This is a genomic window from Chloroflexota bacterium, assembly GCA_020161265.1.
Classification (GTDB): Bacteria; Chloroflexota; Chloroflexia; order Chloroflexales; family Herpetosiphonaceae; genus Herpetosiphon.
In genome coordinates this window covers 148,891-170,735 of the sequence record JAIUOC010000003.1, presented here as the reverse complement: position 1 = coordinate 170,735, position 21,845 = coordinate 148,891, and the positions used below count along the sequence as shown (strand labels likewise).

Here is a 21,845-nt window from a genome sequence, read left to right as displayed (position 1 = left end):
AGTGGTCAGGGGCTAGGGATCAGGGAATAAGCATAAGAGCATAATCAAGCAAAGCTGTGGCTAAAAACTTAACTTCGCGCTCTTCGCGTTCTTCGCGGTTTCAGCCCTCTATTTAAATTATCAACCAAGCAAAGGAGCTACCATGCGTACACAATTGAGCGATATTCAACGGATGAAAGATCGGGGCGAACGCTTGGTGATGGTTACGGCCTACGATTACACCAGCGCCCAACTGGTCGATCGCACCGATATTCCCTTGATTTTGGTCGGCGATTCGCTGGGAATGGTGATTCAAGGCAATAGTTCAACTGTGCCGGTAACCATCGATGAAATGGTTTATCACACCAAAGCTGTGATGCGTGGCAGTAGCAAAGCGCTGGTTGTTGGCGATTTACCATTTTTGAGCTATACCAGCCCTGAGCAGGCCATCCAAAATGCTGGTAAATTGATGCAGATTGGTGGTTGTGGCGCGGTCAAGCTCGAAGGTGGCGTGAATATGGCTCCCACCGTGCGCCGCTTGGTCGATTTGGGCATTCCGGTGATGGGTCACTTGGGTTTTACCCCGCAATCAGTCAATCAAATTGGCATGCGGGTGCAGGGCAAAACCGTGGCCCATGCCCGTCAGTTGCTCGACGATGCCTTGGCGCTTGAAGCGGCTGGAGCCTTCGCAATAGTGTTGGAGTTAATTCCAGCAGCCTTGGCTAAAGCAATCACTGCTCGCTTGCATATTCCGACGATTGGAATTGGGGCGGGGGTCGGTTGTGATGGCGAAGTGCAAGTTTGGCACGATATTTTGGGCTTGTATAGCGATCATCTGCCGCGCCACACCAAGCGCTATGCCGATTTGGGCAGCACAATTGAGCAAGCGCTGAAACAATATGCCCATGAAGTCCGCGAACGCAGTTTCCCAACTGCCGCTAATAGTAGCGTGATCGATGCCAATACTTTGGCCGAAGCATTGGGCGAACAAACGGTCAGCGTTGGGGCAAGCGCCAAAGTCGCTGTCTAAATAAGCATTAAATCAAATGTCCGCTGATTAATCCCAGCGGACATTTGTTGTTTAATTGAATAATTCAGCGACTGATTCAATAATTGCGGTTGGACGATAAGGATAGCGCTCGGCATCAAGACGCGTCATCATGCCCGAAAGCACCAAGGCTGTACGCATGCCTGACTCGGTTCCGCCGATAATGTCGGTATCCATACGGTCGCCAATCATCATGGCTTCGGCAGCGTGCGAGTCGATGGTGCGCAAAGCGGTACGCATCATTACTGGGTTGGGCTTGCCCACAAAATAGGCTTCGGCGTTGGTCGCAGCGCGAATTAACGCCACAACTGCCCCACATGCGGGCAAAATTCCGCGCTCCGATGGCCCCGAAACATCAGGATTGGTGCCAATCAAACGTGAGCCAGCGGCGACAAAACGCACAGCTTGGGTGATGCGCTCAAAACTATACGAGGTGGTTTCGCCAATCACCACATAATCGGGATCGTGCTCAGTCATGGTGTAGCCAACATCGTAGAGCGCATTGGTCAGGCCTGCCTCGCCAATCACAAAAGCCGTGCCATTTGGGCGTTGCGAATCAAGAAATTTGGCAGTAGCAAGGGCTGAAGTATAAATATCTTCAATTTCGAGCGGCAGGCCGATGCGAGCCAAACGGGCCTGTAAATCGCGGGGAGTATAAATTGAATTATTGGTCAAAACTAAAAATTTACGGCCTGAAGCCCGTAGCCGACCCAAAAACTCCGGTGCGCCAGGGATAATTTGTGCGCCGTGAACTAAAACCCCATCCATATCGCATAACACGGCGCGTACATCATCAAATTGATTCATCTTAAGCCTCCCAAAACAAAGTGCGGGACGATAGGCCTATTATAATCTGAAAGGATGAAGGATGAAGGATGAAGGATGAATATCAAAATGCATAAGACAAAAGGCAAAATAGCAGGGCTAGGATTCAGGGGTCAGTATGGGCAGCAGAAATGGAGTGATGCACGGTGGGAACAGTACCACAACCATCAACATCTGTGTCAATCTGTGGCTAAAATAATGATCATTCGTGTCATTCGTGCAATTCGTGGCAAAAATAACTGCGTGCCTTTCGCGGTTTTGGCCCTTTGGCAGGATTAAGTTATTAACTTAACGCTAGGATGTGCCGTCACAACGACGGCACATCTGGTTTAACGTGGGCTGCGAGCAATAATTCGCTGGCAACCGTTGTGCCCAAACGGGTACACCCATTAGTCAATAAGGCGCGTGCCTGAGCCAGATCATGCACAAACTCAACTTTAATCCCCATGGCCGAATTGATCGTGCGGCGCACATCGGCGACAAGTTCAGCTGGCACGGTCACGAGATCCAAATCGTGGGTAGCTGCTTGAGCACAGGCGCGGAGCAAGATTTGGTGATGATTGCAGGCAGTTAAGTTGAGTTTAAGCAATGGCTTGGGATCATATGAACGCGGCAACATTTCGCTGAGCCATGTTTCTAAATACTCCGCATCTCCAATGATCGGTTGAGGCACAATTAATTCAATTTCGGTAACCCCAAGCCGTAGTGCATGCTCAGCCTGTTCGCGGGTATGGGCCGCCACACCGATCCGTAGCCCGCTGCCAGCAGTCGCATCAACCCAGAGTTCAGCTTGCTCCAATGGCACAACCAAGCAGCCAATTCCTGCTTCGATCGCTTGTTGAGCTTGGCGTTGAAGCTGATCTAAACTTATCTGTTCAGTGATCGTTTGATCAAGCAAGGCAGCCAAGGCGCGGGCGGCATCATTACGGGCTTGAGGTAAGCCCGCTAGCTGGGCGCGTTCGCGCAGCGTGCGTAGCACCATCCGACTAACCGTGGCTTCAACTGAATGGCGAATTGTTGTCATCTCAATCAACTCCTTTTAATTGCGCAATTACACTAAGCACAAAAGCTTATGGTATTATCAGCGAAATGATCCGCATTGTGGATGACGATTTGATAACAACCAGTATGGGTCGATGTACAATTTCGACCCCAAGGATGAACTATGCAAACCGAAGTGGAGCGTGTCACGGCAATGACGCACGAACAACGTAACCCCATCAGCCCGCTCGACCTTGGCTGGGTCAATAGTATTCGCGTCAATCGCTCAGCGGTGGAGCGCCGCGTGAGTAGCTTGCCAAATCGACGCACAGTTAAAAAGGATTGGCAGGCGGCTTGGCTGTTAAAAGCGATTAGCTGTATGGACTTAACCACCCTTTCAGGTGATGATACGGTTGGCACTGTCCAGCGTTTATGTTTAAAAGCTCGGCAACCAATTCGTGGCGATTTGGTCGATGCGCTCGGCATTCGCGGCCTCAATTTGACAGTTGGCGCTGTCTGTGTCTACCATACCTTTGTTGCCACGGCAGTACAATCACTCCAAGGTACGGCCATTCCGGTTGCCGCAGTATCAACTGGCTTCCCCGCAGGGTTATCCCCCATGGAGTTACGCTTGCGTGAGATCGAGGCTTCGGTTGCTGCTGGCGCTCGTGAAATTGATATTGTGATTTCACGCCATCTTGTGCTCAACGGCGATTGGCAAGGCTTATATGATGAAGTGCGAGCCTTTCGTGAAGCATGCGGCGAAGCCCATATGAAAACAATTTTGGCCACAGGCGAGCTCGGAACCTTGCGCAATATTGCGCAGGCCAGCCTGGTTTGTATGTTGGCGGGCGCTGATTTTATTAAAACTTCGACTGGCAAAGAGCCAGTCAACGCCACCTTGCCAGTTTCGTTGGTCATGGTTCGGGCGATTCGCGATTACCATGAGCAAACCGGCTATAAAGTTGGCTTTAAGCCTGCTGGTGGCATCCGAACTGCTAAACAATCGTTGGATTGGCTGGCGTTGATCAAGGAAGAACTCGGCGATCAATGGCTGCATCCACATTTGTTTCGCTATGGTGCGAGTGCATTGCTAGGCGATATTGAGCGTCAATTAGAGCATTATTTAACTGGCCAATATTCGTCGGCGATTCGCCATCCAATGGGGTAGTGCAATGAAACGTTTGGTTCGTGGGTTGTTGGCGAGTTTTATGGTGTTGGTGGGCGTTTTACACTTTACCAATCCTAAGCCCTTCATCAAGATTGTACCACCTTCGTTGCCACGCCCGCGCAGCCTAGTTTATCTCAGCGGTTTGTTTGAGATTTTAGGTGGGCTAGGCTTGTTGTTGCCAGGGGTGCGCCGTAAGGCTGGCTTAGGCTTGATGGCGTTGTATTTGGCGGTTTTTCCGGCTAATATTCAAATGCTCAAGCAAAACCCAGCCTTATTTGGCAAACAACGACCACTCCTGTTATGGCTGCGTTTGCCGTTTCAACCCTTACTCATTTGGTTGGCATGGTGGGTTTCGCACGACGAAGCTTAGTTGTACGGTTAATTCAGCACTAAACATCCAAACCCGTCATCAACCATTCAAGCCGCTAGTCAAAAGCCTAGCCCAGAATGGTTAATGACGGGTTTAGTGTGCTCGATCAGCAACGTTTGCCCAGCTGATAAACTAGCGTATTTTAGGTTTTACCCTTGGCTCCATCATTGGGCATGGTCTTTTTGAAAAAAATATTAGCAGCAGTATGATAGATAATCACACCCTCAGGCTGCATGAATCCCGCAACCATGCGGCTACCATTGAGCCGTAAATCTTCTAAGCATGCATCAATCTTGGCAGTATCAAATACGCCATCGTAGAGCACTGGCACAACCTCACAGCAAGCAGGCCGATTCTCGGCATTCCAGCGCGAAGTATTGAACAAGGCAAAACGCCGTTCATTCAAGCCATATTGGCGCTTGCCAATTCGGTGGCCAAACCACTCGCCATGGTGCGTGCCCACGCCTAATTCAAGCAAAACATTGTGGTTGACCGCAACCCAGGCCGCAAAGCCATAATTATCGTTCTCCACGGTTAACCATTGGCTACGGCTGCCAGCCCGAATCTGGCCTTGTTCATCGATTGCAATACAGGCATTCGTGCCATCAATTTTCTCGGTCACAATCACTTGGCGCGAAAGCCGCGCAATTTTGGGAAACGCCACAAACTCATCACTCATCGTTCACCTCGTTTACGATCAGGGTTAATCATAGCCAGCATATTACAAATATTTGGGGCGTAATCAGTCGCAAGTTGGGGATTCATCTAGGCTTAAAGCTTAAATAAAAAAGCCCCTCTCCCGCATTGTGTAGGAGAGGGGCTTGAGCGAACTCAGACTTATTGCTTTTTGGTGGCGGCAGCGATCAAGGCATGCACGCCGCTGATCAACTCGCTGGGGTTGGGGTGTAAGCCTTCACCTAACAAGGCTGTACCATACAATTGTTGCACTGCAACCTCGAACAATTCGGCTTGATCTGGCTCGTCGAGCAAGGCGGCCAAGTTGTGGACAATCGCGTGGCGTGGGTTGAGTTCAAGAATTCGGCTTGGCACGCTATATTCTTGACCCATCATGCGCCGAATGCGATCCATATCGCGACCAAAATCATCGCTAGGTGCGGCCAAACGCACAGGGTTGCTGCGCAGCAACTTCGAGCCACGCACTTCACTGATTTGCTCGCCCAATAATTCTTTGATCCGGTCGCCAAGTTGGCCGAGGGTGGCTGCTGAGAGCGAGCCTTCTAGCTCAACATCGTCACCAGCAATATCGGCATCATCAACTGAGCGCAATTTTTTGCCTTGGAAATCGCGCAAACTGGAAATGACAAAGCTGTCGATCGTTTCATGCATCAACAGCACTTCGTAGCCACGTTCGTTGAAATAATCGAGGTGTGGCGAACGGCGGGCAGTTTCCAGATTGTCGGCAATCACATAATAAATATCTTCTTGGCCTTCTTTCATGCGCTCAACATACTCGCTGAGCTTGGTCAAGCCCTCGCCGTTGGTCGAGTGGAAGCGCAACAATGGCTCAATTTGGCTGCGCGTACCTGGATCGGTAACCAAGCCTTCTTTGAAATATGGCCCAAATTCGCGCCAGAATTCAGCAAACTTCTCAGTATCATTTTCGGCCAAAGTTTCAATTTCTTTAGTAATTTTGTTGGTGATAATTTTGGCAATTTGGCGTAATGTGCCGCTGCTTTGCACGGTTTCACGCGAGACATTCAACGGCAAATCTTCCGAATCGACCACACCTTGAACAAAGCGCAGATGTTTGGGCAATAATTCTTCGTTGCGCTCTTGGATCAGTACCTTGCGCGAATAAAGTTTCAAGCCTGGATCAGGAATTTGGCGCATCATACCTTGCTCACGTTTGGCGGGCAAGAACAAAATTGCGTGCAAATCGACCGGAGCATCGGTACTAATATGAATTGTGCTCAATGGCTCGGTGAAATCCATCGTGGTTTGGCGATAGAAATCGTTATATTCTTCTTGGGTGACTTCGCGTGGTTGCTTGCGCCAAAGTGCCGTGCGTTGGTTGAGCACCTTCTTTTCGTCGCCCTCAGCCGAATAAATTGGGAAGGCCACAAAATTGGAGTGTTGGCGCACAATTTGGTCAAGTTTCCAGCGTTCGGCGTATTCTTCGGCATCTTCTTTGAGCACAATTTCGATCGTCGTGCCGCGTTCGCTGCGTTCGGCTGCTTCCAAGGTGTAGGTTGCTTCGCCGCGCGATGTCCAGCGCCAAGCAGTTGCATCGGGCTGATACGACAACGAGGTAACCCGCACTTCATCGGCAGCCATAAACACCGAGTAGAAGCCTACGCCAAATTGACCAATAATTTCGCTGCTATTGGTTGGGTTGGCTTCGCCCAACTTTTGCAAAAAGGCTTTCGCGCCAGATTGCGCCACCGTGCCCAAGTTCTTGATCATATCATCGCGGGTCATGCCGATACCAGTATCGCTAATCCGAATGATCCGCGCATCTTTATCGGCTTCTAGCGTGATCGCTAATTCAAGCTCGGGGTCGCGCACATCTTGGTTGGTCAACATCTCAAATTGCACCCGATTCAAAGCATCGGAAGCATTCGAGATCAATTCGCGCACAAAAATTTCGCGGTGGGTATACAGCGAGTGAATCAGAATATGCAAAACTTGTTGGATTTCAGCTTGGAATTGAAACTGTTCGCGCTCGTTGGCAACATCGTGTTGCTCAGCCATAGGTCGCTACTCCTTATAAAACGCTTAATTGGGCTTAAACCGCTAGGCCGATTGTAGCATAGCCAAGCCTACCACGAGAAGCTTGCTACGTTAGCGTTGTGTTGGAGATGCGCCCTAAGACCGAGGGCAAGCCCGCCAAAACTTGATATAAACCAGCTATTGTTTTGATTTGGAGGCAATTCATGCAAACACTATCAACGACTGCTGGCATTGTTTGGGTTGAGCAACAGCAACGATAGCCCCGAAAGGTCAATCAATGGTCAATGGGAATCATCGCGCTGCGGCTCAGCCAGCTGGGCTGAATTTTTCTAGCAGGAGTTGCCTGTGCAACCGCAAGCGCGTTTTAGCTATTTGGTTTTATCGTTTGGTACTCGACTACTCTTAAGTTGTATTTTTACTGCCTCAATGCTCTATCGGATTCAAGTGCTCCAGCTTGATCCATTGCAATTGGTGTTAGTTGGCACAATGCTTGAGGCTGCTGCCTTTGCCTTGGAAATTCCCACGGGCGTAGTTGCCGATGTCTATAGTCGGCGTTTGTCGGTCGTGTTGGGAGTAGCCTTTTTGGGCTTGGGAGCGCTCAGCGAGGTTTGGCTGAGCAGTTTTGTTGGTAGTTTGTTGGCTCAAGTTGTTTGGGCTTTGGGCTATACCCTGATGAGCGGCGCAACCGAAGCTTGGATCACCGATGAACTCGGGGTTGAGGCAGTTGAGGCGTTGTTTCTCAAGGCCGCCCAACTCAACAGCATCGCCAGCTTGCTTGGCATCGGGCTGGGGGTGGTGTTGGCAAATATTGGCTTGGTTTGGCCAATCGTTGGTGGTGGCCTCGCCTTGGTTGGTTTAGCGATCAGCATCCGCTGGTTTATGCCAGAAACCCAGTTTAGCCCTGCGCCAGCTGCTCAACGCCAAAGTTGGGGCCGCTTTGGCGCAACCCTCGCCCATGGTTGGCAAACGGTACGAGGACACCCAGTATTATTGAGTCTCATGGTGATGAGTGCCATCGCCGGAGCCGCTTCTGAAGGCTACGATCGGCTGTGGGAAGCGCATTTGCTCAACAATATTGGCCTACCAACATTGCTTGATCTCCAACCAGTTACATGGTTTGGGGCAATCGCCGCACTGGGAACCTTGGCTAGTTTGGTGGCAGTTAGCGTGATTAAACGCTTAGCTAGCAACACCACCGAGCGTAGTATTTGGCTGTTACGCTGGCAATATGGCTTGTTGGCAGCAGGCTTGCTTGGTTTAGCGTTCACCCAACAATTTGCTGTAGCATTATTTTGGATTATGCTCATTCGAATGCTACGTCAAAGCATTCAACCGCTGTATAGTGCGTGGCTCAATCGGCTGATTGAAAGTCGCAGCCGTGCGACAATTATTTCGATCAATAGCCAAGCTGATGCCTTTGGTCAGATTCTGGGCGGCCCGATCATTGGCTTAATCGCTAGTCGCATGGGCCTCCCAGCGGCGTTTGTGGCAGCAAGTTGCTGTTTATGGCCAATGCTGGTGTTATTACGGCGGAGGCAACTAAACCGCCAATAAATTAAAATTATTCGGCTTAAATCGATCAGTCATGGGTGTAGTTTGCTGCACCATGGCTGATTTTTTTAATTTTTAGCGTTCAGTGAAAACCTAACAATTAAATAACAACTTAATAATTGTCGCATGCCTGTCGCATGCCATTCACAGAGTTGTCGCACTGCGAAAGCGAAGCTGTATCCAGACCCAAATTGATACAGCTTAGGAGGCTCCCAGTGTACAATTCATCAACGATTAGCCGCCGCATCGCTCTCGCCTTCGTCACCTTCGGCCTGATTTTTGCCAGTTTTGTTTACACTGCCCTCACAAGCAGCCAAACACCTCAATTTGGTACACCAGCCGCCGCCAACACCGCTTGGCAATGGGGCGACATCGAAGGTATTACCGTCACCCAGCAACTGCAAACCGCCCCGCTTAACACCGCCTGGCAATGGGGCGACATCGAAGGTATTACCGTCACCCAGCAACTACAAACCGCGCCACTCAACACCGCTTGGCAATGGGGCGACATCGAAGGTATTACCGTCACCCAGCAATTGCAAACCGCGCCACTCAACACCGCTTGGCAATGGGGCAACATCGAATCAAGCAAAGGGATGCTTTAGTTGAAGAGGAGAACGCGGCATGGACACAACAAGCTTTCCTGAATTTTGGCACTCCATCCCGCGTGACATTGCAGCCTTGATGCCAAACTCGCCTGAACTACCCTATGATGCCCATTTGATCTTAAATTCGATCGCTCGCCATTCGCATGAACTCTATCAACATTCGCTGCGGGTTGGCCACATGGCTTGGCATATGAGCCATAGCCTAGGCTTGCCAACCTATGAACGGCAGCAGATTTGGTTGGCAGCCCTGTTGCACGATTGTGGCAAAACCCGCATGCCGCGCAGTCTGTTGTTTCGGCCAGCATCAAACAGCCCAGTTTGGGAAGTTGCGCTCTATCAACAGCATGTCAACGAAGGCATTGAGGTCTTACGCGCTTATCCCACGCTGCATCTGCTCATTCCCTTAGTGGCTGAGCATCACGAACGGATCGACGGCACAGGCTTTCCACGTGGCAGCAAATATCCTGCCCGTAGCGCCCAAATTGTGGCATTGGCCAATACGCTCGACCATTTGCGCACCCAGCCAAACAGCCTTAGCCCTAATCTACAAGGCTTAATCGATCAAGCGATTGATCAACATTGGGATTCAGCGGTGGCTGCGACGGCGCTTAGTGCTTGGCAGCAAACAAAATTGGCTGAGGTTGGATGATTGCTTCTTGCCACTCGGCGGCTTGTTGGCGCAAGCGACTTCGCACCAAAGCCAAGGCATCAGCCGATTGATCGGCCACAATCCAGCGTCGCCCTAGGCGTTGAGCTACTGCCGCCGTCGTGCCTGAACCACAACAAAGATCGGCTACCAGATCGCCCGAATTGCTTGCTGCGAGAATAATTCGCTCCAGCAAGCGTTCGGGCTTTTGGGTTGGGTAGCCCAAACGCTCGGCAGCCATGGGGTTGAGCATCGGAATATCCCAAACATCATCGACGGGAGTGCCATCGGGATGCGGCAAATAACGCTTGCCAGCCGCCGAACGGATGCCGGCCTTGGCAAAACCACTACTGGCCTTATAGGGTTGGCGCATTGCTTGGAGATTAAATGTCCAGTGCTGCGGATGCTTGCTATACCACAAAATCGTATCGTGTTTATGCGAAAAACTTCGCCGCGCCCGCCCGCCGCCAGTGTAATGCCAAATAATTTCGTTGCGGAAACATTCGAAGCCCCAAGTTTGGTCAAGCAGCACTTTGGCATAATGCACCGCCCGCCGATCAAGGTGCAAAAACAACGAGCCATGCTCAGCCACAATTTGGCGAGCAGCTACCAACCGTTGCTCTAGCCAAGCCAAATATTCGGTTAAGCCACCTTGCCAGCGGTCATCAAAAGCTCCAGCGCTATCGGCAAACACCCGACCAGCAGCAAACGGCGGGTCAAGATACAACAGATCAATCGATTGGGGCGCGATTGAGCCGATAACATCGAACATTTCGCCTTGAATAAGCTGATTTGATTGCTGCGAATTCACGCCGAGCCCTTCTAAACTATGCTAACGATTGAATCAACAAATTGGCCAAGCGTTCGCGACTGGTCGTTTCAAGTTGATAGAGATCTTGCTCAATGTTGGTTTGGGTCATCAGCAAGGCGTGTTGGCCTGCTTGCAATAAACTATATTCACGGCTCAACACTTGCTGGCCTTGATAGACCACTGCATTGAAAATCGTGGTGGTATGCGGTTGGCTCAGCAACTCGATCAAGCGGATGGCTGCTTCAGCGGAAACGCCCGAATTGCCCAAGGCTTGCAGGGCCGCCTGTTCCTCGCTTTGTTCAACCAAACTGCGGGCTTCAGCCAACACCGTGCTTTGAATATGCCAGCGCAAACTTAACTCCGCATTTCCCGCATAGCCACACCAATCGAGGCTATGCTCTGCCAATTGCACCAACGAACCAACGGCCTGCAAGCGCTGCATATCAGGATTGAGCACTTCGTGGAAAACCACTGAATCGGCATGTTTATGCCCAAATACTTGCAGCACCGACCCATTATGTTGCACATGATGGATGATCAAACTGCGCTGGGGGTAGGCACAGGTTGCGACCAACGCCAGCGGATCACGGGCGATCATCAACATCCCATCATGGTCGGATTGAGCAAGCTGGCGTTGGCGCAGTGCGGTTTCGCCAAGCTGTAATAATTGAGCGTGCTCAGCAGGATTTTGGGCCGGAGCAACCCCCATAATACTTGCTGCGCTAACCACAGCACAAATTGTCACAATTTCGGCGCGGCTTAACTCAACTACTGCGCTCATACCAACCTCCAAAGATCAACAAAGCTCACTCCATTGTAACGGCAAAATGGGCCTGGCCATGCTAAAATGCGCTGAGCATGTGACCCAACTAGCACAAGGAGATGGTTTGATGCAACTAACAATTCTGGGATGTGGTGGATCGATGGGTGTGCCAATGTTGGCTTGCGATTGCGCCGTCTGTACATCAACTGAGCCACGCAACCAGCGCACTCGCACCGCTGCCTTGATTCAAAGCCCAACCACAACCATTTTGATCGATCCTGGCCCAGATTTGCGGCTTCAAGGCTTGCGCCATAATTTACGGCAGCTTGATGCAGTTTTAGTCACCCACCCGCATCAAGACCATATTGGCGGCATCGACGATTTGCGGCCATTTACCTTGCATACCCAACGGATTCTGCCGCTGTATGCCAATCAATTTACCCTCGATCGCATTCGCTACCAATATGATTATGCCTTTGCTAGCGGCGAATCGGCCTCAACTCGCCCTAGCTTGGGCTTGAATCTGCTCGATGGCTCAGCATTGCAGATTGGTGATGTGCCAATTATTCCCTTGCCAATTGATCATGGTAATTGGCAGATTTTGGGCTTTCGAATTGGCGATTTGGCCTACATGACTGATGTGAGCCATATTCCAGAGCCAACATTTGCGCTATTGCATGGCGTAAAGAGCTTAATTATCGGGGCGCTGCGCCATGAACCGCATCCATTGCATTTTACGGTTGAGCAAGCACTCGCTGCGGTAGCCCGAATTCAGCCAGAACAGGCCTTTTTTGTGCATATGAGCCATAGCCTCGATTACAACACTGAGCATGCCAACTTGCCCGAGCATGTACAACTTGCCTACGATGGTTTGGTGTTGCCAATTGGAGAATGAGACTTTTTGATCGCGAAATGAGACTTTTGCTCAGCGTCGGGCTGCTATGCTACAGCCATCGGAATCAAGAAGGAGTGTAGCAATGCAACGACAAACTCGCCAACTTTGGCGCTCGACGCTGAGCCTGTTAGGAACGGTCGGATTACTCGCCAGTAGTTTTTCAATCACCACCAGTTCAACTTCGGCCCAGACGAGCGGCAGTGCCCAACCATGTTTGAGTGGCGATCCATTCCAACTGGCCGCGCTCAAAACCAAGCTTAGCCAGGTCAATCCACCCAGCGGGGTTCAACGAGTCAATCGCACGTTGACGGTCGAATTTATCACCACTGGCGTGTTGACTGATGAAGCGCCAACGCTGCCAGTGCTGCCAACAGAAGTTGGCGACGATGAGCCATACGAACGGGATCCGGTTCCTGCTTCAACAGCCACCTTCCGCGTGTTCAACACCTTAACCTTGAACGAATTTCGGGTGGTGATGCAAGCCAGCACAGTCGGCGCAATTCGCGATTGCTATGAGCGCAACGATTTGCTCAATGGCAAAATACCCACCGATTACACTGGCGATATTGATGCACCGCCGCCGCCGCAACGCAGCAAACAAACCGAAGTATTCACACCGTTTGGCTGGAGCAATGGCGACGATAATCGTGAATTAAAAACCAATTCAAGCCAATATCCCTTACGCACAATCAGCCAATTTTCAGGGGTAAGCGGCAACCAAGATTCGAGATGTACGGGGACATTTGTGGGGCCACGTCACTTGATCACCGCCGCCCATTGTATTAATCGTGAAGCAACCAATGTTTGGTTTACGATCAAAGTCACGCCTGGACGGAACGGCACGGGCACTGGCTCAGCACCCTATAGCTCAAGTGTGATTATGCTCGATCCAGAACCACCAGTCGAATCATGGTATTGGACCTTTGAAGAATGGCGCGATCCAAACCAAAGCAATCGCACCCGCTGGGATATTGGGATGATCGTTGTGCCAGATCGTTTGGGTGATACCACTTCATGGATGGGTGTTGCTCCACGCACAGCAACCTATTTGAAGAACACCACCAGCTATAATCGTGGTTACCCCAACTGTAACGGAACTGGCGCTGATCGCGGCAATGCTCCAGCTGGCTGCCAAGTAGCCCGTATGTATGGTGATCCTGGCAATTGTGGTGCACGTTGGTTCAAAAATTTGGATGGTGCTGGTTGGGCACGGCGCTACGATGTGAAATGTGATGCCAGTGCTGGTCATAGTGGTAGCCCAGTTTATCATTATGAATACAGCGCCCACCACGGCAAAGATATTCCGGTTGTGTCAGCAGTGATTATCACCGAAGAATGTTTCACCTGTTCAAACCTGAATTCATATGTCAATACGGTGCGCCGCGTAACGCCTTCAGTCATCGACAACTACGTCGCCTTACGTGAAATCTTCAACTAACAAACCCAAGCAAGCATCCACAACAAAGCCCGCTGCACGAGTTGCAGCGGGCTGTTGGCATTATTGGTGACCTTCTTTTTTGCGCTGACGATGATATTTCGCCATTGCCCGACCCCATTCTTTAGCCTTTTGTTGGCGCGGATTGGGCGGTGGGCGATCATCATTTTTGCGTTCGCGGCGCTCAGCTATTTCTTCAGTTTCTTGGTCTTCCAACCACTCTTCATTCAAATAATCGCGTGTTTGGCCTTTCATGGCGACAGCGTACTCCTCAATAGAAATTGATTCCGCAACGACGAGCGCTACGGGGAGCCTGCCCCAGGGCCGATTTAAATTAGGCTATCGTGCCCTAGCTACTTACAGCTCCCCGTTTGAGAACACAATTACAGCAGCCATATGCACCCTCCTTGGTTTCAAAATGTCATCTGGTCGATAGTGTAAATAGCATACCAATTTTTTGGCTCCATCGCAAGACTGAATTTTAGCCCAAAAGGTGTTAACTTGCCTACCCTGATTAACCAAAAAACCACCCCTATGACCTAGCATAGAGGTGGTTTGAGCGAAGCGCGGTTTACTCGACGGTGAATTCACCATCGACCACACCATCATCAGCGGCTTTGGCATTGGCAGGTGCGCCAGCCGCAGCAGCTTGGTCGCTGTACTGGGCTTCGCCAATGCTCATCAAGGTTTGTTGCAAGGTAGCCATTGCAGCTTGAATCCCAGCATCATCTTCTTCGGCAATCTTCGAGCGCAAGTCGGCAATTTGGGCTTCGGCTTGGCTCTTGACGCTTGGCTCAACCTTATCGCCTAGGTCGTTGAGCGTTTTTTCAGCTTGATAAGCAATATTATCAGCTTGGTTTTTCAGCTCAATCTTGGCACGGCGAGCTTGGTCGGCTGAAGCATTCGATTCAGCATCACGCACCATCTTTTGCACATCGTCTTTGCTCAGGTTGGTGCTAGCGGTAATCGTGATCTTTTGCTCTTTGTTGGTAGCCTTATCTTTGGCCGAAACGTTGATAATGCCGTTGGCATCGATATCAAAGGTCACTTCGATTTGTGGCACACCGCGTGGCGCAGGCGTAATCCCTTGCAATTGGAAACGAGCCAAGGTCATGTTGTCGCCAGCCATATCGCGCTCGCCCTGCAAAACGTGAATATCAACCGCAGTTTGGCCATCAGCCGCCGTGCTAAATACTTCGGATTTGCGGGTGGGGATGGTGGTGTTGCGATCAATCAACTTGGTCATGATCCCACCAAGGGTTTCAACGCCCAACGACAATGGCGTAACGTCGAGCAAAAGCACATCTTTGACTTCGCCGCCAAGCACACCAGCTTGGATGGCTGCGCCGATTGCCACAACTTCATCAGGGTTCACACCCTTATGCGGATCTTTGCCAGTCAGTTTGCGTACTAATTCTTGCACCACTGGCATCCGAGTTGAACCACCGACCAAAACCACTTCATCAATTTGGGTGGCCTTCAAGCCAGCATCTTTGAGCGCTTGAGTGAATGGCCCTTTGAGCCGTTCGGTCAAATCAGCGGTCAATTGCTCGAACTTCGAGCGGGTCAAGTTGGTGACCAAGTGCTTGGGTCCGCTGGCATCTGCCGTGATAAAGGGCAGGTTGATTTCAGTTTCCATGGTCGTCGAGAGTTCCATCTTGGCTTTTTCAGCAGCTTCTTTCAAGCGTTGTAAGGCTTGCTTGTCGCTGGTCAGGTCAATGCCTTGATCTTTTTTATACTCGTCGATCAACCACTTAACAATCCGATGGTCGTAGTCATCGCCGCCAAGGTGGGTATCACCATTGGTTGCTTTAACCTGAATCACGCCATCGCCAACTTCGAGCACTGAAACGTCGAATGTACCACCACCAAGGTCGAATACCAAGATCGTTTCGTCGTTCTTTTTATCGAGACCATAGGCCAAAGCCGCAGCGGTTGGCTCGTTGATAATCCGCAATACTTCCAAGCCAGCGATTTGGCCAGCATCTTTGGTTGCTTGGCGTTGAGCATCGTTGAAATAAGCTGGCACGGTAATGACCGCTTGGCGAACTGGCTCGCCCAAATATTGTTCAGCATCGTTTTTGAGCTTTTGCAAGGTCATAGCTGAAATTTCTTGGGGAGTGTAATCCTTGCCAGTGCGTGGAACCCGTACCCGAGCATCGCCACGTGGGCCATTGACAATTTCATATGGAACGGTGCTGCGTTCTTGATTTGCTTTATCAAACTCCAAGCCCATAAAGCGCTTGATTGAGAAAATAGTATTTTCGGGGTTGACGGTTGCTTGCCGCTTGGCAGTTTGCCCAACCAATCGTTCGCCGTTTTTCGAGAAGGCCACAACTGATGGTGTGGTGCGACCACCTTCAACGTTTGCAATAACCGCTGGATCGCCACCTTCCATAACAGCGACTACCGAGTTGGTTGTCCCCAAGTCGATCCCTACAATCTTTGCCATAGCGGTTAATCCTCCAAAAAATGTGTTTATTGATATGTCTAATGAGTTTACAGAGCTATTGGAACAGGCGGCGTTTACTGCCCGACCTGTGTATGGAGTATAGCCGATCATCCACTAGAACAATATAGATGGAGTGTTAGTTTTGTGTAAGAGATGGTTAACATGAAGGATGAGGGATGAAGTTGAGAACATATAACATAGAGCAAAGAACATAGGGGTTGGGGATCGGAGCTGAATCGTTGGCATTGGGCCATGGGTCTGGCGAGGATAATTGGTGGAATTCGTGCAATTCGTGGCTAAAAACTTAACTTCGTGCGCTTCGTGGATTAAAAAGGGGATCAGTTGCCCAATCCCCGATCCTCAAGCTCAATTCCGTGCTTTCAAGGCCGAAACACTATTGACTGTGCGTTGCAAATCGCTGAGCGTAAAGGGTTTTTGCAAAAAACCCGCCAAACCATCATTCAACAGTGGGTCGAGCATCGAATCAACGCTATAGCCGCTCATCAAGACAATTGGCACATCGCCGCGAATGGCCCGCAAGCCATGGGCCGTATCGATGCCATTAAATTGAGGCATGGTCAAATCAAGCAGCACCAATTGATATTCATGGGCATGCTCACGAAAGACCTTGATCGCACTCTCACCATCACTAAATCCTTGAACAGTTAGGCCTAAACGTTGCAGCATGCGTTCAGTAACCGTGCGAACTGCTGGTTCATCGTCGATCAGCATCACGACATTATGAACTGAATGAACATCCTCGTTCGGCGCTGCGGGGGTTGGCTGTAAGATCGAATGTGGTGGTAATAACACAGTGACCTCCGTTCCCATTTGCGGTTGGCTCCACACGGCAATTGACCCATGATGCGCTCGTACCATACCCAGAACAGCGGCTAAACCAAGGCCGCGTCCAGTAAACTTGGTACTAAAATAGGGATCAAACATCAGCCGTTGGGTGCGAGCATCCATGCCAACACCATTATCCCGAATACTCAGGGTGAGATAGCTGCCAGGCGCAAGTTTGGGTAAGCCAGTAGCGGTATGTGGAGCTTGGGTGTAGGTTTGGAGCTTGCTGGTAATCTGAATTGCTCCATAGCGATGCTCGATCGCTTCAACACTATTTTTGAAGATACTCAAGATCATTTGGCGGATTTGATTGACATCGCCTTTGAGTAGCCCTAATTGGTCATCAAGCTCATAGGTTATGCTGGTCGTTGGATGGGCCTGCTCACTAAACGTCGTGGTTAGCTCACGCAATTGCGCATTCAGATCGACCGTACTACTGACAAAAAGGCTGCCTCCGGTATAGGCGACAATCTGCTGGGTTAGCTCAGTTGCTCGAATTGCGAGCTTTTCGATCTCTTGCAGTTGCTGATAAATTGGGTGGGTCGGAATGAGATCGAGCAAACCAAGGCTAACATTGCCACGAATGCCCATCAAAATATTGTTGAAATCGTGGGCGATGCCTCCGGCGAGCAGGCCAAGACTTTTGCGTTTTTCGCGTTCGTTGGCAAGTTGTTGGGCAGCTTCACGTTGTTGGATGGCCGTATGATCGCGAATTACTATCTGTACCGCTGTATTACCAGCAAAAGTTATGGGAATAATGGTCAACCTTAGGGGGATTTCTGGCGTTTTGGTTGTATCATATTGCAGTTCGTGGCTCAGCGCTTGGTTAGTGGTAATCGCTTGATCAAATAATTTTTGGATGGTATTCGATGTTTGTTCGAGCAAGCCTGCGAGATCGCTCCCAAGCAGTTGATGACGATTCTCAAAGCCTAACAATTCAATCCCAATTGCATTAATATAGACAATTCGGCCAGCCTGTTGCACCACAATCCCATCAGGCATGGCATCGAGCATGGCCCGATAATGTTGATCGATCAGGCTATTTGGCCGCCAAAGCGCTGCTTGAGCAATCGCATTACTGAGTTGCTGGCAAACCTTTGCCAAAATTTCCGCATCAGCTTGATTCAGCGTATCGACAATGCTTTCGACCATCAATACCCCGAGCAATTGTTGCTCAGCCAAGAGTGGAATACAGATCGACGATTGAATATGCGGATGGCTACGAATAAAATCGGGGTCTTGATCAACATAGGCAATCAGATAAGCTTGTTTGGTGCGGGCGCAACGCCCAACAATGCCCTGTTGAAAGCTCAGTTGCTCAGGGTTATGTCCAAAACCATGTTGGCATTGCAGTTGCAAAATATCGGTGTGGGCGGCGTAAATGCTGATTAAGCTATTGGCAAAACTACGCGCAATCGCCGTCACAATTTGGCGATACAGCATATCCAAGGGCAAGTTTTGGCGCAGAATCGTTTGCGTCTGTTCAAGCAAGCCACCACGATCAGACTGGGGCTGAACAGCTTCGGCGGCATATTCATGGCGAGCAAGGCTAGCATGCTGGGCAACGGTGGGCTGTTCGCTGGCGTGGTGTGGGTCCATACGTCCTCCCTAGATCAGGATGGGACACAACGACAGAGTATAGTGGCTCGTTTCCTAGCAGTCTATAGTTCTTTTAGTGAGTCTTACCCATGACTTATTTCGCCCCACGCTTGTTGCAAGCGCTCGGTAATCGCCTGCCAATCGTAGTTGGCGGCCACGAAACGGCGAGCGGCCATCGCCAAGCCTTGGGCAAATTGGCGTTCGCGCAGTAGTTTGAGCGTGGCTTGGGCAAATTCGGCAGGAGTATCGGCCAGCAAACAATGCTGGTTGGGCACTAAACCTGTTACGCCATCAGCACCCATCGTGGTTGAGACCAGCGGAGTTTCGGTGGCTAACGCTTCGAGTAGTTTGAGCCGCACGCCGCCGCCCATGCGCATGGGCAAGACGAACACTGCTGCTTGGTTGAAATAGGGCTGCACACTCGGCACATTTGGGATAATGTCGATCACGCCAGGCTGGGCTAATTGCAGAACTGCTGGAGTTGGCGCACGCCCCACAATCATCAATTTGACCGCAGGATATTCAGCCCGAATCAAAGGCAACACTTGCTGAATAAACCAGCGCAGGGCATCGATATTCGGGCGAAAATCTAAGCTGCCAGTAAAAAGCAGCGTATTTGGATCGTACTCACGCGGCATGCTTGGGCTGAATTGTTGGCTATCAACTCCATTCGGCACGACATGCAGCGTTTTCTTGACCCCAATTTTTTGCAACATGGTGCGATCTTCGGGCGAAACCACATAGGTTTGATCGAGCTGGTTGCAAACTAAGCGCTCGTAGCGCGCCAATTTGCGCCATTGAATCGCCGAATAAAGCGCGGCATGCCAACGCTTGGGCTGTTGACGATCGGTTTGAGCGGCTCGTTGTTGCAACACATATTCAGCATTCCATTGATCAAGCGTCGCTGGAATGCCCCAACGTTGCGCTTGCAAGGCATATTGCGCCATCTCGATACTTTCAGCTTGCACTAAATCAAAACGATTGGTGTTGAGCAAACTAGCCAAAGCCGAACGAAATGTTTCTGATGGCGCACGCAAGGCCATATCGGGCAGCGGCGAGGTCAGGGTCGTCCAAGCGCGTTGGGCTAAATTGCGGCGCGGTGCAGGAATTAACGTTAAATGGCAATAGCGATTGAGTGGTTGAGCAGCGGCGCTAGCGCTGTGGCTCGGCGAGAGGCTTAAGCACCATAATTCATGCTGGCGGCTTAGCTCACGTAGCAACTGAAACATGCGTTGCGTACCGCCGCTGTTGGCTGGGTAGGCTGGGTATGGGGTCAGAAACAGAATTCGCATCGATCACTCAGGGGTATTGCACAAGAAGAATTGAGCATCACGTCCAGCATGGTAGGCATAGCGCACGCCAGCAACTTCAAGCACCACGCGGAAACCTGGGGTCAGCACTGCCCGCCCGATGCCACCATTATCGGCGCAACCAAGATTACTGGCGGGCCACGTTAGGGCTTCATCGATTAGCACATTAATTTGCTCGGCTGGAGTAGCAAATTGAGCTTGATGCAAACTGATCACGGTTTGAGCATTGCCGGATACTGGCTGGCTGGTCATAGTTGGCTCCTGCGTCAGGGTTGGGATAACAGGACTGCTGGTTGGCAACGGTTGCGAAACAGCGCCACAGCCGATCAACAGCCATGGGCTTACAAGCAGAGCAATGGTACAATTGAGCCGCTGTCGCCAACGACGAGAGCACGTAGTTTTCATAGCCCAAAGGATACCACAAATGCGAAGTCATGCGATTGCCATAGCCAAAGCCGCAGGCCAAATTCTGCGCGATGGATTACGCAATGAGCGTCAGATTCAACATAAAAGTGCCGCCATCGATCTGGTTACCAATATCGATTTAGCTAGCGAAAAATTGATCGTCAGCCAACTGCGCGAACAATTTCCTGATCATCGGATTGTGGCCGAAGAATCGGGCGACGATGGCCGGACTGCCGAATATTGTTGGGTGATCGATCCGCTTGATGGCACGACCAACTATGCCCACGGCTTCCCATTCTTCGCGGTTTCAATTGCCTTATTGCACAACAACCAGCCAACAATTGGCGTGGTCTACGATCCATGGCGCGATGAATGTTTTGTCGGCGAGCGTGGGGTTGGCGCTTGGCTCAACGATCAACCATTGCATGTCACTAGCACAAATACCGTTGATGCCGCCTTGCTGAGCACTGGCTTCCCCTACACAATCCGCAGCAATCCCGATAACAACATCGCCGAATTTACCCGCATCGTGCTCAAAGCTCAAGCGATTCGCCGTGGCGGAGCCGCCGCCTTGGATATTTGTTACGTGGCAGCTGGGCGCAGCGAAGGCCACTGGGAGTTAGGCCTCAAGCCTTGGGATACTGCCGCCGCCGCCGTGATTTTGACCGAAGCTGGGGGCAAACTCAGCACCTGGACTGGCGCAGACTGGAATCCATGGATTGATCGCTTGGTGGCAACCAACGGCGCGGTACATGCTGAACTGGTTGAATTATTACAAGCCTAATTCACTATTGAGCCGAGAAAGCTCTTGCATATGGCAAGAGCTTTTGTGTTTACCAACCAAATCTAATCGCCAGAGAAGCCGATAAAATACAATTCATACGGCAAATCGTTTTCATAAACCGTGATAATCAAGCCTTGAAAGCGCTCGCAGTAACTAGAAACAGCATGCTCTTGCGCCATAATTTGGGCTTTGGTCGGTCGGGTTGTACCAAAAATCTTGGTTTGTAGGGCTTCTGGCATTGGAACAACAACCCCAAACTGTTCGCTCATGGCTTGCTGCCATGCCTCAGGATCGGCCTCGTAACTTGTCCATGGTGGTGATATGACAACCCGCTCAATATCAAGGATCGAATGCGTGCCATCAGGCTCATTCCACTTGCACCATTGCTCAATTGTAGTGGGATACGTTTGGCTTTGCAAAGCTTCAAGCTCTTGGCGATAGCTTTCAATATCGTCAGTACTCAGCCGATCAGGTGGAAGATAATCCTCTAGAGCCAAGCCTTCCCACCATGCGCCGCCCTTACTAAAATCGCCACTCTCCAATACATCTGCTTGTAATTGATCAAAGGCTGCTTGTAAGTCAGCTTGATAGGGGACAAAATATGTCCAGCCTGATGCTCCCATAATTGCTGCTCCTCAATACTTTTCATGTGAACTAACCTTCGAATTAATGATC

The 21,845-nt window shown here is 50.6% G+C and carries 21 protein-coding genes; 9 read left to right on the top strand and 12 right to left on the bottom strand.

What is annotated here, in order from left to right; all coding sequences use genetic code 11:
* The first annotated feature begins 142 nt into the window (after positions 1 to 142).
* Positions 143 to 1,009 (top strand): 3-methyl-2-oxobutanoate hydroxymethyltransferase, encoded by an 867-nt coding sequence (gene panB / locus LCH85_07975; protein ID MCA0351922.1) that lies wholly within the window; start codon positions 143 to 145, stop codon positions 1,007 to 1,009.
* A 51-nt stretch (positions 1,010 to 1,060) separates the two neighbouring features.
* Here the strand turns inward: panB and LCH85_07970 are convergent, their stop codons facing one another.
* Entirely contained in the window at positions 1,061 to 1,834 is a 774-nt protein-coding gene (locus LCH85_07970) for an HAD-IIA family hydrolase (protein ID MCA0351921.1), read from the bottom strand.
* Positions 1,835 to 2,159: 325 nt separating this feature from the next.
* Entirely contained in the window at positions 2,160 to 2,876 is a 717-nt protein-coding gene (locus tag LCH85_07965; protein ID MCA0351920.1) for a hypothetical protein, read from the bottom strand.
* Between the two features lie 141 nt (positions 2,877 to 3,017).
* Between LCH85_07965 and deoC the strand changes: the two genes are divergently transcribed.
* Positions 3,018 to 4,004: a deoxyribose-phosphate aldolase gene (gene deoC, locus LCH85_07960; protein ID MCA0351919.1), complete on the top strand. Its 987-nt coding sequence runs from the start codon at positions 3,018 to 3,020 to the stop codon at positions 4,002 to 4,004.
* A gap of 4 nt (positions 4,005 to 4,008) precedes the next feature.
* Positions 4,009 to 4,374, top strand: a complete 366-nt coding sequence (locus tag LCH85_07955; protein MCA0351918.1) for a DoxX family protein — start codon at positions 4,009 to 4,011, stop codon at positions 4,372 to 4,374.
* Between the two features lie 142 nt (positions 4,375 to 4,516).
* Here LCH85_07955 and LCH85_07950 read toward each other — a convergent pair whose 3' ends face one another.
* Complete coding sequence (locus tag LCH85_07950; GenBank protein ID MCA0351917.1) at positions 4,517 to 5,053, bottom strand: RNA ligase family protein; 537 nt, start codon at positions 5,051 to 5,053, stop codon at positions 4,517 to 4,519.
* Between the two features lie 158 nt (positions 5,054 to 5,211).
* Positions 5,212 to 7,086 (bottom strand): molecular chaperone HtpG, encoded by a 1,875-nt coding sequence (htpG, locus tag LCH85_07945; GenBank protein ID MCA0351916.1) that lies wholly within the window; start codon positions 7,084 to 7,086, stop codon positions 5,212 to 5,214.
* 324 nt (positions 7,087 to 7,410) lie between these two features.
* Here htpG and LCH85_07940 point away from each other — a divergent pair, with 324 nt between their 5' ends.
* From LCH85_07940 to LCH85_07930, 3 genes are all read left to right on the top strand, one after another.
* The gene (locus LCH85_07940; GenBank protein ID MCA0351915.1) at positions 7,411 to 8,619 is read left to right on the top strand and encodes an MFS transporter; all 1,209 of its coding nucleotides are present in this window, start codon (positions 7,411 to 7,413) and stop codon (positions 8,617 to 8,619) included.
* Between the two features lie 212 nt (positions 8,620 to 8,831).
* Positions 8,832 to 9,221, top strand: a complete 390-nt coding sequence (locus tag LCH85_07935; protein ID MCA0351914.1) for a hypothetical protein — start codon at positions 8,832 to 8,834, stop codon at positions 9,219 to 9,221.
* Positions 9,222 to 9,240: 19 nt separating this feature from the next.
* Positions 9,241 to 9,873 (top strand): HD domain-containing protein, encoded by a 633-nt coding sequence (locus LCH85_07930; protein MCA0351913.1) that lies wholly within the window; start codon positions 9,241 to 9,243, stop codon positions 9,871 to 9,873.
* Here the strand turns inward: LCH85_07930 and LCH85_07925 are convergent.
* Together LCH85_07925 and LCH85_07920 are read right to left on the bottom strand one after the other, a co-directional pair.
* Positions 9,833 to 10,681, bottom strand: a complete 849-nt coding sequence (locus LCH85_07925; protein MCA0351912.1) for a site-specific DNA-methyltransferase — start codon at positions 10,679 to 10,681, stop codon at positions 9,833 to 9,835. The genes LCH85_07930 and LCH85_07925 overlap by 41 nt on opposite strands.
* Positions 10,682 to 10,697: 16 nt before the next feature.
* Positions 10,698 to 11,462 (bottom strand): hypothetical protein, encoded by a 765-nt coding sequence (locus tag LCH85_07920; protein MCA0351911.1) that lies wholly within the window; start codon positions 11,460 to 11,462, stop codon positions 10,698 to 10,700.
* Between the two features lie 109 nt (positions 11,463 to 11,571).
* Between LCH85_07920 and LCH85_07915 the strand changes: the two genes are divergently transcribed.
* Both LCH85_07915 and LCH85_07910 read left to right on the top strand, forming a co-directional pair.
* Positions 11,572 to 12,339 carry an MBL fold metallo-hydrolase gene (locus LCH85_07915; protein ID MCA0351910.1) on the top strand — a complete coding sequence of 256 codons (768 nt, stop codon included), beginning with the start codon at positions 11,572 to 11,574 and terminating at the stop codon, positions 12,337 to 12,339.
* Between the two features lie 82 nt (positions 12,340 to 12,421).
* On the top strand, positions 12,422 to 13,777 hold the full coding sequence (locus LCH85_07910) for a hypothetical protein (GenBank protein MCA0351909.1): 1,356 nt from the start codon (positions 12,422 to 12,424) through the stop codon (positions 13,775 to 13,777).
* 60 nt (positions 13,778 to 13,837) lie between these two features.
* Here the strand turns inward: LCH85_07910 and LCH85_07905 are convergent, their stop codons facing one another.
* The 5 genes from LCH85_07905 to LCH85_07885 all read right to left on the bottom strand — a co-directional run bounded on the left by LCH85_07905 (position 13,838) and on the right by LCH85_07885 (position 20,233).
* Positions 13,838 to 14,029, bottom strand: coding sequence for a hypothetical protein (locus LCH85_07905; GenBank protein MCA0351908.1), 192 nt, complete (start codon positions 14,027 to 14,029; stop codon positions 13,838 to 13,840).
* 316 nt (positions 14,030 to 14,345) lie between these two features.
* Positions 14,346 to 16,226, bottom strand: a complete 1,881-nt coding sequence (gene dnaK / locus LCH85_07900; protein MCA0351907.1) for a molecular chaperone DnaK — start codon at positions 16,224 to 16,226, stop codon at positions 14,346 to 14,348.
* A 366-nt stretch (positions 16,227 to 16,592) separates the two neighbouring features.
* Positions 16,593 to 18,671: a response regulator gene (locus tag LCH85_07895; protein ID MCA0351906.1), complete on the bottom strand. Its 2,079-nt coding sequence runs from the start codon at positions 18,669 to 18,671 to the stop codon at positions 16,593 to 16,595.
* Positions 18,672 to 18,754: 83 nt separating this feature from the next.
* The gene (locus tag LCH85_07890) at positions 18,755 to 19,963 is read right to left on the bottom strand and encodes a glycosyltransferase family 4 protein (protein ID MCA0351905.1); all 1,209 of its coding nucleotides are present in this window, start codon (positions 19,961 to 19,963) and stop codon (positions 18,755 to 18,757) included.
* A 3-nt stretch (positions 19,964 to 19,966) separates the two neighbouring features.
* On the bottom strand, positions 19,967 to 20,233 hold the full coding sequence (locus tag LCH85_07885) for a hypothetical protein (protein MCA0351904.1): 267 nt from the start codon (positions 20,231 to 20,233) through the stop codon (positions 19,967 to 19,969).
* Between the two features lie 103 nt (positions 20,234 to 20,336).
* Between LCH85_07885 and LCH85_07880 the strand changes: the two genes are divergently transcribed.
* On the top strand, positions 20,337 to 21,170 hold the full coding sequence (locus LCH85_07880; protein MCA0351903.1) for an inositol monophosphatase: 834 nt from the start codon (positions 20,337 to 20,339) through the stop codon (positions 21,168 to 21,170).
* Positions 21,171 to 21,232: 62 nt separating this feature from the next.
* Here the strand turns inward: LCH85_07880 and LCH85_07875 are convergent, their stop codons facing one another.
* A complete protein-coding gene (locus LCH85_07875; protein ID MCA0351902.1) occupies positions 21,233 to 21,793 on the bottom strand; it encodes a hypothetical protein in 561 nt (186 codons plus the stop codon).
* Positions 21,794 to 21,845: the final 52 nt, after the last annotated feature.